The organism is Mycobacteroides franklinii (assembly GCF_002013895.1).
Classification (GTDB): Bacteria; Actinomycetota; Actinomycetes; order Mycobacteriales; family Mycobacteriaceae; genus Mycobacterium; species Mycobacterium franklinii.
Genome location: NZ_MAFQ01000007.1, coordinates 293268 through 307332, shown reverse-complemented (window position 1 = coordinate 307332; position 14065 = coordinate 293268). Strand labels below are relative to the sequence as shown.

Genomic DNA, 14065 nt, shown 5'->3' with positions numbered 1-14065 from the left:
TCCCTGCTGGCCGACAATTCGCAGGAGGTTGCGTGACCGGCGTACTCACGGCTGATGCCATCGCCCCGCCCAGCGGGCATGGTGCCGCAGGCGCCAGCGTGATCAAACCCGGGTACGACCCGGCACTGACCAACGACGACCTGGCGCCGCTGCGCACACAGACGTGGACCGGCTACAACTTCTTCGCGTTCTGGATGTCCGATGTCCATAGTGTCGGCGGCTACGTCTTCGCGGGAAGCCTTTTCGCGCTAGGCATCTCGGCCTGGCAGGTGCTGCTGGCGCTGGCGATCGGCATTGTGGTCGTTTACGGGCTGTGCAACCTGGTGGCGCGGCCGTCCCAGCAGGCGGGTGTGCCGTACCCGGTGGCAGCACGGATCGCGTTCGGTGTACGTGGCGCCAATCTGCCCGCCGTGATTCGGGGCCTTATCGCCGTTGCCTGGTATGGAATTCAAACCTATTTGGCCTCATCGGCCTTCGTGTTACTCGCGGTGAAATTCGAGCCCTCCCTGAGCCGCTACGGCAATGGCGATGACTACGGATTTCTGGGTTTGTCACTGCTCGGCTGGGGCGGCTTCCTGCTGATGTGGGTGCTGCAGGCCGCCGTCTTCTGGAACGGTATGGAGGCCATTCGCCGGTTCATCGACTTCTGCGGACCCGCGGTGTACGTCGTGATGCTGGCGCTGGCCGCCTACCTGATCGCCGAGGCCGGCTGGCAGAACGTGCATTTCAACCTCACCTCGGGTGAGCCCAAGAGCGGCCTCGCCGCGGCGGCAGCAGTGCTGAGCGCGATAGCGCTGGTGGTTTCCTATTTCTCGGGGCCGATGCTCAACTTCGGCGACTTCTCACGGTACGGACGCAGTTTCGACGAGGTCAAGCGCGGCAATTTCCTGGGATTGCCGTTGAATTTCCTGTTCTTCGCGGTGCTGGTGGTGTGCACGGTGTCCGCAGGCGCAACAGTGATCGGCCGCGGCCCGGATGGCACCGTCATCACCGACCCGGTGCTGATCGTGGACAAAATCGACAACGCCACCGCGGCAGTGCTGGGAGTCCTCACCTTTGCGATCGCCACCATCGGGATCAACATCGTGGCCAATTTCGTCTCGCCCGCATTCGATTTCTCCAACCTCGCGCCGACACGGATCAGCTGGCGGGCCGGAGGAATGATCGCGGCGGTTGGTTCGATTCTGATCACCCCGTGGAATCTCTACAACAACCCGGGCACCATCCACTACACGCTGGACATGCTGGGCGCCGTAATCGGCCCATTGTTCGGAATCCTCATCGCCGACTTCTACTTCGTGCGGGGTCGCATCATTGAGGTCGACGAGCTGTTCACCCTCTCCGCCGAGGGCGCCTACTACTACCGGGGTGGCGTCAACCCGGTGGCGATCGCCGCGACACTCGTCGGTGCGCTGATCGCTATCGCAATGGTCGTCTGGGGCAGCACATACCTGGCGAGCTTCACCTGGTTCGTTGGCGCGGGAATCGGCTTCGGGATCTATCTGCTGGGTATGCGACACATACCGCCGCACCTGATCTACGGCCAGTCCCGGTCCACGCCGTCACTCAGGTGATCGCACGGCACCTCGATCACATCGGTACGTGCGGCCAGGTATGGTCCGGCTCCCTGGTCGCCTGCCAGCGCGCCCAGCACCAGGCCGAAATGTTCCGAACCGATGTACACGGGATGGCCCGGCCTGCCCCCGAATGTCGCGCGGACAAGTGCCGAGCGACGGCGCCCGCCGGCTCGCAACACGGCACACACCGCCTCCGGCCCCACCGACGGCAGGTCCACCAGATGGATGACGATCCCCGCCACGTCCGTTCGCGAGCGCACACGTTCGAGCACCGCCCGCACCGATTCCGATACGCCTTCCTGCCATCGAACAACGTCGATACTCCGTGCCGGCAAGGGCATCTCGGCTCGCGCAGCGCCCTGCGTCACGTAGATCTCATCGCAGCCGCCACGGTCCAGCGCCGCGACCGCCAGTTCGAGCCAGCGTCCGTTCTCGGCGAGGATCTTGGGCCTGCCGTAGCGGGTGCCGGCTCCTGCCGCGAGTACCGCGCCGGCAACGACGTCCGCCGTGGCACCAGACGCGGCGGATGGCATAGCCCTATCGAACCCCATGACCGCAGCCCGCGTAATACGTGCTGCATCCCACGTTCACATTCGTTAAACAGGCCGTCGTTACGGTCGCGCGCATGACGGCCGCGATCGAGGTACCCGCCAGCACGACGGCACGCTTAGCGAGCAAGCCGCCCTGGTACCGGTCGCTGTTCCTCCAGCTGCTGGTGGCGATCGTGGCGGGCGTGATCATCGGCTGGCAGTGGCCAGGCTTCGGCGCCGATCTGCGTCCCCTCGCCGACGGTTTCATCAAGCTGATCAAGATGCTGATCGCACCGATCATCTTCTGCACCGTGGTGCTCGGCATCGCTCACGTCGGGGATCTCAAGTCCGTCGGCCGGATCGGCATCAAAGCCCTCGTCTACTTCGAGGCGGTCACCACCTTCGCGCTACTGTTCGGCCTGCTCGTCGGCAACGTCGCCAAGCCTGGGGCGGGATTTCATATCGACGCCGGGACGCTGGCCACCGGCGCGGATGCCATCGCCAAGAAAACCAACAACGGTGAGCTGCCGCACACCGTCGAGTTCCTGCTCGGCATCATCCCTTCCTCCATCGCCTCGGCCTTCGCCGAGAACGCCCTGTTGCAGGTGTTGTTCTTCGCGGTGCTGTTCGGTCTGGCACTGGCCAAGTTCGGTGAATCGGGGCCACCAGTGGTGTTCGAATTGATCGACCACCTCAGTCACATCTTCTTCACCATCATCGGGTGGATCATGCGGCTGGCACCGCTCGGCGCGCTCGGGGCGATGGCCTACATCGTGGGCCAGTACGGCATCGGCTCATTGAGCAGCTACGGCAAGCTCATCGCAGCCTGTTATGCGGCCGCGTTGCTGTTCATCGGTGTCCTTGCGGTCATCGCGCGACTCTTCGCGGGAGTAAATCTCTGGAAATTCGTCGTCTACATCAAGGACGAACTATTTCTGGCCCTCGGCACTGCCTCCACCGAAGTGGTGTTGCCGCGCATCATGACCAAACTGAACCATGCGGGCTGTTCGAAGACGACGACAGGACTTGTCATCCCCACCGGGTACTCCTTCAATCTCGATGGAGCCACCCTGTACCTGTCGATATGCGTGCTCTTCCTCGCCCAGGCACTGGGGGTCAATCTGACCATCGGCGAACAGATCACTGCCGTGCTGGTGCTGATGCTGACATCCAAAGGCATGGCAGGCGTGCCGGGTTCGTCCTTCCTGGCTCTCTCCGCGACCGTTGCCGCCATAGGCCACGGCGCCATCCCGGTGGCCGCCGTGGCTCTGCTACTGGGCGCCGACAGGATCATGGACTCGATGCGGGTCTCGGTGAACCTGCTGGGCAATTGCGTGGCGACGCTGGTCGTGGCCCATTGGGAGGGTCAACTGGACAAGGACCGCATGCACAAGGTTCTCGCTGGTGAAGCGCCCGAGTCCGAGTCCGACGAGGAGTCCGCCGCTGCACACGATTGAGCGCTGCGGTAACGCGTCTGCGAGCATGGGAGCCGTGTCAGCGGCATCCCCATCGAACCCATCAGATGCCGGTAGCCCCGGCTGGCTCGCTCCTATCGTGGAACTGGTGGCGGCCGCCGACGCCGATCTGGCATCTGCCTACCCCGAGGGCCCCGGTGAACCACAGCCCATCCACACCGTCTACCTCAGCGCGGCGCTGGCCGATGCCCAGATACCCGGCCAATGGGGGGTATCCGCGCTTGCCCTGGCCGAGCACCATGATCAGGTGCTGGCCGCCCTCGACGCGCACGGTGCGCTCCCCCGCGTCAAGGAACGGCTGGCCATCGCCCCCATCCAGGATCTGCGACTGGACTTCGAGGACGGCTACGGCTGGCGCGAAGACAGCACCGAGGACATCGACGCACGCAGGGCAGGACGCGTGCTGCGTGCACTGTCCATCGACGCGAATCCTCCTGCGGCACTGGGAATCCGAATCAAGGGCCTTACCTCCCTGCATCTGCGGCGCAGCGTGCGGACTCTGGAGCTGGTACTGGACGGCGCGTCCGGGGTGCCGCGAGGATTTGTGACCACCATCCCGAAATTCCGGTCGCTGACTCAGGTCGAGGCCGCGCTCCGACTGTTCGACACACTTGAGCAGGTACACGGATTACCCAGCGGCTCACTGCGTTTCGAACTCCAGATCGAGAGTCCGCAAGCCGTGCTGGGCGCCGACGGCACGGTCCCGCTGGCCAAGGCCATCCACCTGGCGCGGGGACGCCTGACCGCATTGCATTACGGAACCTATGACTACAGCGCGGCCTGCGGGATAGCCGCCGAATACCAGTCACTCGAGCACCCCGTGGCCGACCACGCCAAGGCGGTGATGCTGGCGGCCGCGGCACAGACGGGTGTGTGGGTATGCGACGGCTCCACCCAGGTGAATCCCGACGGCTCCCCCGAACAGCAGGCCGCGGCGCTCACCCGTCACCACCGGCTGGTCACCCGCGCGCTCGAGCGCGGCTATTGGCAGGGGTGGGATATGCATCCGGGACACCTGGTCACCCGATGGCTGGCGACCTACGGGTTCCACCGACGCGCGTTGGCGGTGGCCGGCCCCCGCATTGTCGCCTACCTGCAGCGCCAGGGCGGTGGTGTCGTCGATGAGCCGGCGACGGCTCAGGCACTTGCGGCCGGAGTCCTGCGCGGCCTGGACTGCGGCGCCTACACCGACGATGAGGTTGCCGCGCTGATGCCTGGTTGCAACCGCGCGGTCCTGGACCAACTCGTGCAACGCACGACCATCGGTGGCATGACAGGAGGAACCGACCAGAGATGACCGGCAACACACCCGCGGGGCTGCCCGACTTCACCATGCTGCCCGACTTGGCACTGCGCCCCTTGGGTGGCGCGGTGATCTGGGCCAACGACGACCTGTTCGCCGAGAAGGAAAATCTGATCAAACCCGGGCCGGCCGATTACCGGCCCGCGACCTTCGGGCACAAGGGGCAGGTCTACGACGGATGGGAGACCCGGCGCAGGCGCGATCCCGTCGGCGAGCCCGGCCACGACTCCGCCATCGTCCGCTTGGGTGTGCCCGGAGTGATCGCCGGCATCGTCGTCGACACCGCGTGGTTCAAGGGCAACTATCCGCCGGAGATATCGATCGACGCGGCAGAGATCGACGGGTACCCGTCCGCGGACGACATCGCCCGTGATACCGCCTGGCAGAGCATCGTCGGCCGCACGAAGGTCTACGGCGACAGCCGGAATGTCTTCGATGTCGATTCGCCGCGACGGTGGACACACGTGCGGCTGACCATGCATCCGGACGGCGGTGTCGCGCGGCTGCGTGTGCACGGCTATGGGCGGCCCGACCCGCGATTCCTCAATGCCGGACAGTTCGATCTTGCCGCCATCGAAAACGGCGGTCTGGTGACCGACTGCTCCAACCGGTTCTACAGCTCACCGCAGAATCTGCTGTTCCCCGGGGTTGCGCGGGTCATGGGCGACGGGTGGGAGACGGCGCGCCGCCGCGACGGCGCCAACGATTGGGTGCAGGTACGGCTCGCCGGCGAGGGCGTGCTCCGGCTGGCCGAAATCGACACCTCGTATTTCGTCGGCAATAGCCCCGGCGCGGCAGGCCTGCAGGGCCTGACCCCGCAGGGTGACTGGGTGCCACTCTTACCGCGCACCTCGCTGCAGCCCGACACCCGCCACCGCTTCCTGCTGGCGGGCCAGCAGCCCGTCACCGACGTACGCCTGGATATCTATCCCGACGGTGGGCTCTCGCGTCTACGCCTCTTCGGCGACCTCACGGCAGCGGCGCGGGCCCAGCTCCAGAGCCGTTGACATCTGGCATAAGCGCCACGCGATGGGGCTTCGGACCGCGGATACGTTCTCGCGCCGAGGCCTTTTCCGTACTCACCGTGTAAGGATCGTGTAAAACCGAAAGCCTCTACAGCTCCGAAATCCCTTGCTGTTCAGCGGTTTCAGGAACTTCACAGCGATCATGTGAGCCGCGTCATAGATGCCGATTTCAACTGACAGTTCTACAGTTTCAACTGTCACAAGGACGTGTCGTTCCCGGGTATCAATTCCACTGCTCCTTCAGCCGCAGAGTGATTGGAGTCCCTCGTGCAACCATGCACTGTCCCCAATGTTCGCTTCCACAACGGTGTCGACATCCCCCAGTTGGGCCTGGGTGTCGCTGCCATACCCGATGTCGAGGCGGAAGTCATTGTGCGGCAAGCACTTGATACCGGATACCGACATATCGACACCGCCACCAGATATGGCAATGAACGCGGGGTTGGTCTCGGCATTTCCCGCTCGGGCGTGCCCCGGGAAGAAGTTTTCGTCACCACGAAGCTCTGGGTGGACGATTTCTGTGACGCCGCCGGCGCTTTCGCACGCAGCCTTGACATGCTAGGCACCGACTACGTGGATCTGTTCCTGATCCATTGGCCTGCACCGGATAACGGCCAGTACGTGACCGCCTGGCAACAGATCGTCCAGCTCTATCTCGCCGGCGACATCCGCGCCATCGGGGTATCCAACTTCGAACCCGAGCACGTACAGGCCATCGTCGACGCGACCAACGTGCTGCCGGTGATCAATCAGGTGGAGCTGCACCCGTACTTCCAGCAGCGACAGTTACGGCAGTTCAACTCCGAGCGGGAAATCGTCACGGAGGCATGGAGTCCCCTCGCCCAAGGAATCGGCGCCACCGACGATTCCCCGCTTGCTGCGTTGGCCGCCAAGCACAACAAGACCCCGGCGCAGCTGATCCTGCGTTGGCATATAGAACTGGGGCACGTGGTGATACCCAAGACCTGCTCGCCCCATCGATTGGCCGAGAATCTCCAGATCTTCGATTTCAGTTTGTCCGCAGAAGATCTCGACACGTTCGTTCAGTTCGACCAGCCCAACGGCAGGCTGGGGACACACCCCAACGAGGGGTTCTCGGCACACCATTCCGCGCGAAGCAGATGGCACCGGGAGCGCCTGTCCAAGCGAGCCGCCTAGCGGGGCGGCCGTAGGAGCGCACCCGTCATCGCGACGGCCGGGGGGGACCGCCCGACGCCGCTTCCGTGTGGACGGTGAGCACCACTGATCGGCCCACACCGCGCACGCATGTATCGGACGTCAATAGACTCTTTCGACGTGACCGAACGAGACAAGACGGAATCCGCACCGGCTAGAGACGCGGTGCCCACGCTCGACGTGGAGGGCTCCGGAGTTCAGCCCCCGGTCTCGCCCCGCATACGGCGCGCGTTCTGGTGGCTAGAGCGCCTCGCGCCGGCGATCGGATCGCGCTGGGCGGTCGAACTGTGGTGCACCCCGCCCGTCATCGAGTCGAGTCTGCGCATGCCACCCGGGGTGCCTCCCGGCAAGCCTCTGGAGGCTCACTGGAATGGGCACCGGATTGCCGGAGAGTCCTGGGGTGAAGGGCCGACGGTCTACCTCGTACACGGCTGGGGCGGGCAGCGCCCGCACCTGGGGATCTTCATCAAGCCGCTTCTGCAGTCCGGTTACCGCGTCATCGCCTTCGACCTCCCCAGCCACAACGAATCCGACCGCGGTGCGCTAGCACCCGGACGCACCACGCTGATCGAATGCGCGCACGCCGTGGCCGCCGTCATCGAGGAGCACGGGCCCGCCCACGCGGTAGTGGCGCACTCCCTGGGGGCCAACGCGACCACGTTCGCCGCTTCCTATGGAGCATCGGTGGGCCGGGTGGTCTACCTGGCACCGATGGGTGATTTCCCGCTGTATCTCGACCTGTTCGCCGCGCGGCACGGGTTCGGCCCACGGATACGCGCGGGCCTGCAAAAACAGCTCGAACGACGGATCGGTATGACGCTGCCGCAAACCGAGCTGGTTCGGGTCGCCGCCGATGCCGGCCACCCCCCGCTGCTTCTCATCCACGACCCGGACGACCCCGACACCCCCTACGCATCAAGCCAACGGCTGGCGGATTCCTGGCCCGGCGCGCGTTTGATGGCAACCAAGGGACTGGGACGGCTCGCGCACTACCGAATCTTGAGGCACCGGCCGGCGATCAATGCCGGCCTCGAATTCATAGGCCCCGCTTCGGATTAACCGATACTGGAAGCGGCAGTAGGCGCCGGTTCCCTCTTCCCGCCCCGCGACGAATTCCAACGGTAATAGTCGTTTTGCACCCGGCTGACGATCCCGGGCGCGACGCGATACGAGTCGCGGTACAGGATGCCCAACGGGTTGTTCACCTCACGACGCTGTCGCCGGATCGCATCGACCCCCACTCCGGCCTTCGTTTGCTATCGTGACTGGTAGGTGCAATTTTTGGGGAACGTATGCGGTTCAGCGCAATAGTCTTTCTCACCGCAGCGCTGCTCTGCGCCTGCGTCTCCCCCAGTAGCTCTGCCCGGCATGACGAATGGTCATCACTGGTATCGATGCTCGGCGACCAGCAGAAGGCCCTGCACGACAAGGACCCCCACTACGATCTGCCCGGCACAGCCCGGCCGACGACACACGACGACATTCGTGCCACAGAGCGACAATGGGGCCTCTACCTCGATGCCGACCACCGCGACCTACTCCAGATCTCCGATGGCATGCGCGCCTTCTGCGGTTTCGATGATTTGTTCGCACTCGCGGACTCGGGGCCAGGCTCGAAGAATTGGGAGGGCATGAAGGCGTACATCGAAGGCGCATCCCTGACTCCCGAGTACTTCGGCGCCCACTCCTTCAATCAACTCATTCCCGTCCTCGGCACCGAGAATGACTACGTCATGGTCATTGCCGTTGCGCATTCATATTTCAGCGATGAGCCGGGGGTTGTCTTCGAGCTCGGCGGAGCCGGACCCCACGGGATCGGCCAGTACCCCACCTTGATGGAAGCGGTGCGAAGCAAGGCGGAGTCGTACCAGAAAGAGCTCAAGAACCTCAACGCGTAGGCATTGTGCGGAACCAAAACAAGCGCACAATCGTCTGACTTTGCAAGAGGCACCTCCGGGGGGACACATGACATCGGCGCCGGCACGACGGCCATGCATTGGGCTAACAAATGCCAGAGTCCACGATCCCGTTGTCCTCGCACATCCGACCCGGTGACCAGATAGGTTGAATATCATGTCCGATCTGCCCACTCGCACATATACAGAGTTTCCCGGAATCAGCACACGAGCCTGGGAACACCCCGCCGATCGGGCTGCGCTGCAAACGCTGCGGAGCCTCAAGGGATTCGACACGATCCTCAAGGCGCTGGCGGCGTTACTGCGGGAGCGCCAACACCGACTGATGTATCTGGCGACCGCAATCCGGGCCGACGATCGACAGTTCAGCACACTGAACGACACCCTCAATGACTGCGCACGCATCCTGGACGCACCCGAGGTCCCGGAGCTGTACGTCATCCAGGGGCCGTACGCCAACGCCTACACGATCGGGATGGATCGCCCGTTCATTGTGCTCACGTCCGGTCTGTTGGATCTGATGAACGAACAGGAACTGCGCTTCATCGTCGGCCACGAACTCGGGCACGCCCTTTCCGGGCACGCGGTGTACCGCACCATGCTGATGCACCTGATGCGCCTGGCCGGGAACCTGGGCTGGATGCCGATCGGTGGATGGGCGCTGCGGGCCGTCGTCGCCGCGCTCATGGAATGGCAACGCAAGTCCGAACTGTCCGGCGATCGCGCTGGAATGCTCTGTGGGCAAGACGTGGACACCGCGATCCGCGTGGAGATGAAACTGGCCGGTGGTTCCCGGCTGGACGAGATGGATACGCAGCGCTTCCTGGCCCAGGCAGCCGAGTATGAGCGCACCGGCGACATGCGCGACGGAGTGCTCAAGTTGCTCAACCTCGAACTGCAGTCACATCCGTTCTCGGTGATTCGAGCTGCCGAGTTGAGCAAGTGGATTGACCGTGGCGAGTATGGCGCGATCCTCGGCGGCAACTATCCGCGTCGCGAAGATGACGCAGAGACCGACCTCGGCTCAGAATTCCGATCCGCGGCAAGGTCATACAAGGACAGCTTCGACTCATCGACCGACCCGCTGATCACCGCGCTGCGCAACTTCGGGTCCACCCTCGACGGCGTCGTAAACGTCGTCGGACAGGGCGTCACCGACGTTGCCACCGATGTTCGGCGCCGATTCTCGGAGTGGCGCAACAATTCTGATGAAGAACCACGCGACGGCACCTAGGCGCGAGCACCGGCCATACCGACCAGAACTACATGAACTTCTTCGTGGAGCGGCCCGCATCCCACAGCGCCGTGATCAGGGCCTGCGGGATCGCACTGAAGACCCACGGCCATCCCGTCGACGACGTGGACGGCTATGTCCAGATCACTTAATACACAGACGGATTCGAGATGGGGCGGTGTATCACCTGGCCACCCAACTCGCCGATGACACCCCCAGGAGGTCGTGACGCAGACCTCGCCCACGAACTGCGACAGCGAGCGCTCTTTGACATCGAGGACCCGAGCTCGGATTCTGGCGAGCGATGGATTCTCGCGATGCCCGGCGGCGCGGTCTCGAAAGTCGATGTCACGGAGTACGACGACGGCGTCGGTCTACCCGAATCTCACTGACACCACTGGTTATTCGGTGGCCGGCATCGATCCCCGCCGTTACGCTCGTGATCCCATGACGTCGAACCACGACCCACACGCACTGCGCGCCACCATGCGCACCGACCTCAGCGTCGCACTGAAGGCCCGCAACAGCGAGGCCGTCAGCGCGCTGCGCACCGCGATCGCCGCGATCGACAATGCCGAATCGGTGGACAGCACCGTGGACACCACCCTGAACAGCACCCATATAGCCGGTGCGGCCACGGGCCTCGGTGCGACGGAAGCTCCGCGTCGCACGCTCTCCCCCGCTGACGTCCGCACCATCGTGCGAACGCAGGTGGACGACCGGACCGCCGAGGCCGATCGTTACGACGCACTCGGGCAGCCCGGGGCCGCCGCAAAGCTGCGCGTCGAGGCGACGATTCTCTCCGAATACCTATAGCTTCTGGTATCGCCGTGCGATGCCGTCGCAGAGGATTTCCACGCCCTTGACGATCACTTCACGCGGGTTGGTTACCTGTGGCAGGTCTCCCAACCCCACCAGAGCGGCCAACCGTGGAGACTCCGGCACATCGGCGGTGCCGGCGATCAATTCCGACAACCCCGAGAAATCGGTACGCGTCCCCGGCGAGACGAGCTGCCCGCCGACGGCACCGAGGCCCACGCCCTGTGAGTAACTCCATACCTGGAACGCCAATTCCGCGGCCTCGGGTACGGGAATCCGTAGGTGACCGAATGCCTCGAGCAACCAGTCGAAACACACCAGGGTTTCCGGCTGCATCCCATTGCGTGGCACCGCGTATGCCAGCAGCACCCAGGGGTGGGTGCTGTACAGGTTGAAGTCGTACTCGACGGCGACACGCACCCGGGCGCGCCAATCCGGATTGCCCATCATGTCGTCGGGATAGGCGAATCGCCGGGTCACCTCGGCCGTCATTTCGACCAGGAGCGCATCCTTGTCGGCCACGTGGCGGTACAGCGACATGGCGCCCACCCCGAGCGCGTCGGCGATCTTGCGCATGGACACTCCGGATAGACCATCCGAATCCGCGATCTCGATGGCCTTGGCAACAATCGACTCCAGCGTCAGGCGCGGTTCCGTCACGACGCTCCCTCCACACTCGATTGACCATTTTAGCCGATTTGCGTACAGTGTACCCAGTCTGCTGCGTACGCCGTACGCGCCTCAATATAACCGGAGCGATACCCCATGACCAGCTGCAAGTCCACCGCGCCAGAAAACGCGACCGCCCCCGAGGGCGACCGCGTTGGACGCCGCACGTGGTTCGGTCTGGCATCCCTGCTGCTACCCGTGTTCCTGGTGTCCATGGACGTCTCGGTGCTGTTCTTGGCCATACCGCGACTGTCCGAGTCACTCAATCCCTCAGCAGCCGAACAGCTCTGGATCCTGGACGTCTATGGGTTCCTACTCGCGGGCCTGCTCATCACCATGGGCAACCTGGGCGACCGCTGGGGTCGACGTCGCCTCATGCTCTGGGGCGCAACCCTTTTCGCTGCCGCCTCAGTGCTCGCCGCATTCGCACCCACACCGCTGGCACTTATCGCCGCCCGGGCGCTGATGGGCGTCGGCGGCGCGACGCTGCTGCCCGCCAGCCTCTCACTCATCGGGGTCATGTTCCCCAACGCCCGCCAGAAGGCGCTCGCCATCGGCATCTGGTCGGCGGCGTTCTCCTTTGGTGCGGCCGTCGGGCCCGTCATAGGCGGCATACTGCTGCATCACTTCTGGTGGGGCTCGGTGTTCCTCATCAATGTGCCGGTACTGATCGGGCTGCTGCTGACCGCGAACACGCTGATCCCCGAGTACCGCAATCCGGTGCGCGCGCCGTTCGACCTCGCCGGCGTCGCGTTGTCCATGGTCGGCATCATGACACTCGTCTATTCGGTGAAAGCCATGGCCACACACGGATTCTCGACGGCCGTCGCCATCACCGGCGCGATCGGCGTGCTCACCCTCGCGGTGTTCGTCCGCCAGCAGATGCGCAACCCACATCCGTTGCTCGCGCTCGATCTGTTCCGGAACCGCACCTTTACCGTGGCGATCGTCGGCACCGTGGGCGCCATGGCGACTTTCGGCGCCACTACCTACCTCACCGGACTCTATGTGCAGTCCGTTCTGGGGTTCGATGTGCTCGCCGCGGCATTCCTGGGACTGCCGATGGCCGTGACCGTCGCTTACTTCTCCATGGACGCACCGCGTATCGAACGCATCCTGGGTGAACGCTGGACGTTCGTGGCATCGCTGCTGTCGATGGCCATCGGCAATGCGGTGCTGCTCGCGCTGGGGCCGCACGGACCGGTCGGCGTCTACATCGCTGCGACGGTGATCGTCGGCGCCGGTGCCGGGGTGATGTTCACCTTCGTCTCCGCCATAGCGCTCGGCGCGGCCCCGACAGAAAGGGCGGGACAAGCCACGGGCATCTCCGAGATGAGCTTCGAGCTCGGGACCGCCTTCGGGCTGGCCTTGTTCGGCGCACTCGCCTCGGCCGTCTTCACGGCGCACACCCATGTCCACGAGACGCTGGGCCAGGCCATGGCACGCGCCCAGGACATCGGCGGCGAGGCGGGCGCTGCCGCGGCCGAGCTCGCCCGCACCGGATGGACGGACGGCATCCACGCCGTGGCCAGCGTTTCGACGCTGCTGCTGGTGGCCATCGCCGTCGCCGCCGGCGTAGTGATGCGCCGCACCCAGGACTGACGGACAGTCCAGCCGGGAACCTTCCGCGGCCCGGACTCGTAGAGAACATATGACCCGCGAGATCCGAGAGCTCGACTCCACCAATGAAGCCGTTGCCCACCGCGTGATCGCCACGGCGTTCGCCGAGGATCCCGTCGTCCGCTGGGTGAACTCCGATCCTCGACGCGACGAGACGATCTTCCGCGGCGTCTCGCTGGCCTTGCACGGCTCGGGCCAGGGCGAGTACCTGCTGTATGAGGATGGGGTCGCGGTCGGGGCCGCACATTGGGATCCCCCTCGCTGGGAGCCGCCCGCCGCACAGCGGATGCGGGCAGTCCCGCTGCTACTGGGCGGGCTGCGGCTGGGCATCGCTCGCGGTGTCGCGCTGGCGCGCGCCGCCGCGGCGGTTCGCCCTACTCACCCGCATTGGTATCTGGCGACCATCGGCGCCGCCGTGCCCGGTCGGGGCATCGGCAGCGAGCTCCTCAAACACCAGATCGATCAGATCGAGGGGCCTGCGTATCTGGAGAGCTCAAACATCCGCAACAACCCGCTCTATGAACGCTTCGGCTTCAAGGTGGTCGAAGAGATCAGACCCACGGCCAACGGCCCATCCCTGTGGGCGATGTACCGGGACTGATTGCGCCCCAACGTCGCTGATCGTGGTACTGCCGGATTACTGAGAATCGGTAACGACCGCGACTAGGCTGGCGATGGAATACCTAGAGTTCGGTGTGCACTTAGTGCTGGTAGTTGTTCC

14 protein-coding genes and 1 pseudogene are annotated in these 14065 nt (G+C 64.6%); 12 read left to right on the top strand and 3 right to left on the bottom strand.

What is annotated here, in order from left to right; all coding sequences use genetic code 11:
- Positions 1-32 precede the first annotated feature (32 nt).
- Positions 33-1574 carry an NCS1 family nucleobase:cation symporter-1 gene (locus B4393_RS14330; RefSeq protein WP_078334669.1) on the top strand — a complete coding sequence of 514 codons (1542 nt, stop codon included), beginning with the start codon at positions 33-35 and terminating at the stop codon, positions 1572-1574.
- Here the strand turns inward: B4393_RS14330 and B4393_RS14325 are convergent.
- The gene (locus tag B4393_RS14325; RefSeq protein WP_078334668.1) at positions 1538-2128 is read right to left on the bottom strand and encodes a nucleotidyltransferase family protein; all 591 of its coding nucleotides are present in this window, start codon (positions 2126-2128) and stop codon (positions 1538-1540) included. The genes B4393_RS14330 and B4393_RS14325 overlap by 37 nt on opposite strands.
- A gap of 74 nt (positions 2129-2202) precedes the next feature.
- Between B4393_RS14325 and dctA the strand changes: the two genes are divergently transcribed.
- From dctA to B4393_RS14300, 5 genes are all read left to right on the top strand, one after another.
- Positions 2203-3564 carry a C4-dicarboxylate transporter DctA gene (gene dctA, locus B4393_RS14320; protein ID WP_078334715.1) on the top strand — a complete coding sequence of 454 codons (1362 nt, stop codon included), beginning with the start codon at positions 2203-2205 and terminating at the stop codon, positions 3562-3564.
- A gap of 25 nt (positions 3565-3589) precedes the next feature.
- The gene (locus B4393_RS14315; protein ID WP_165758529.1) at positions 3590-4879 is read left to right on the top strand and encodes a DUF6986 family protein; all 1290 of its coding nucleotides are present in this window, start codon (positions 3590-3592) and stop codon (positions 4877-4879) included.
- On the top strand, positions 4876-5892 hold the full coding sequence (gene alc / locus B4393_RS14310; protein WP_078334667.1) for an allantoicase: 1017 nt from the start codon (positions 4876-4878) through the stop codon (positions 5890-5892). The genes B4393_RS14315 and alc overlap by 4 nt, the downstream gene beginning before the upstream one ends.
- Before the next feature lie 285 nt (positions 5893-6177).
- The gene (locus B4393_RS14305; RefSeq protein ID WP_078334666.1) at positions 6178-7068 is read left to right on the top strand and encodes an aldo/keto reductase; all 891 of its coding nucleotides are present in this window, start codon (positions 6178-6180) and stop codon (positions 7066-7068) included.
- A 108-nt stretch (positions 7069-7176) separates the two neighbouring features.
- A complete protein-coding gene (locus tag B4393_RS14300; protein ID WP_078334665.1) occupies positions 7177-8145 on the top strand; it encodes an alpha/beta fold hydrolase in 969 nt (322 codons plus the stop codon).
- Here the strand turns inward: B4393_RS14300 and B4393_RS27220 are convergent.
- Positions 8142-8321 (bottom strand): annotated as a pseudogene (locus tag B4393_RS27220) (SDR family NAD(P)-dependent oxidoreductase); the annotation flags it as partial. The gene B4393_RS14300 and the pseudogene B4393_RS27220 overlap by 4 nt on opposite strands.
- A gap of 159 nt (positions 8322-8480) precedes the next feature.
- On the opposite strand from B4393_RS27220, the gene B4393_RS14295 reads away from it, so the two are divergent.
- From B4393_RS14295 to B4393_RS14280, 4 genes are all read left to right on the top strand, one after another.
- The gene (locus B4393_RS14295; RefSeq protein WP_078334664.1) at positions 8481-8984 is read left to right on the top strand and encodes an SMI1/KNR4 family protein; all 504 of its coding nucleotides are present in this window, start codon (positions 8481-8483) and stop codon (positions 8982-8984) included.
- A 175-nt stretch (positions 8985-9159) separates the two neighbouring features.
- On the top strand, positions 9160-10236 hold the full coding sequence (locus B4393_RS14290) for a M48 family metallopeptidase (RefSeq protein WP_078334663.1): 1077 nt from the start codon (positions 9160-9162) through the stop codon (positions 10234-10236).
- Positions 10237-10442: 206 nt separating this feature from the next.
- Positions 10443-10628, top strand: a complete 186-nt coding sequence (locus B4393_RS14285) for a hypothetical protein (protein ID WP_133052619.1) — start codon at positions 10443-10445, stop codon at positions 10626-10628.
- Positions 10629-10683: 55 nt separating this feature from the next.
- Positions 10684-11052 carry a GatB/YqeY domain-containing protein gene (locus B4393_RS14280; RefSeq protein WP_078334713.1) on the top strand — a complete coding sequence of 123 codons (369 nt, stop codon included), beginning with the start codon at positions 10684-10686 and terminating at the stop codon, positions 11050-11052.
- Here B4393_RS14280 and B4393_RS14275 read toward each other — a convergent pair.
- A complete protein-coding gene (locus B4393_RS14275; protein ID WP_078334661.1) occupies positions 11047-11715 on the bottom strand; it encodes a TetR/AcrR family transcriptional regulator in 669 nt (222 codons plus the stop codon). The two genes, B4393_RS14280 and B4393_RS14275, sit on opposite strands and share 6 nt — an antisense overlap.
- 105 nt (positions 11716-11820) lie before the next feature.
- Between B4393_RS14275 and B4393_RS14270 the strand changes: the two genes are divergently transcribed.
- Positions 11821-13326 carry an MFS transporter gene (locus B4393_RS14270; protein WP_078334660.1) on the top strand — a complete coding sequence of 502 codons (1506 nt, stop codon included), beginning with the start codon at positions 11821-11823 and terminating at the stop codon, positions 13324-13326.
- Positions 13327-13375: 49 nt separating this feature from the next.
- The gene (locus tag B4393_RS14265; protein ID WP_078334659.1) at positions 13376-13945 is read left to right on the top strand and encodes a GNAT family protein; all 570 of its coding nucleotides are present in this window, start codon (positions 13376-13378) and stop codon (positions 13943-13945) included.
- The last annotated feature ends 120 nt before the right edge of the window (positions 13946-14065 follow it).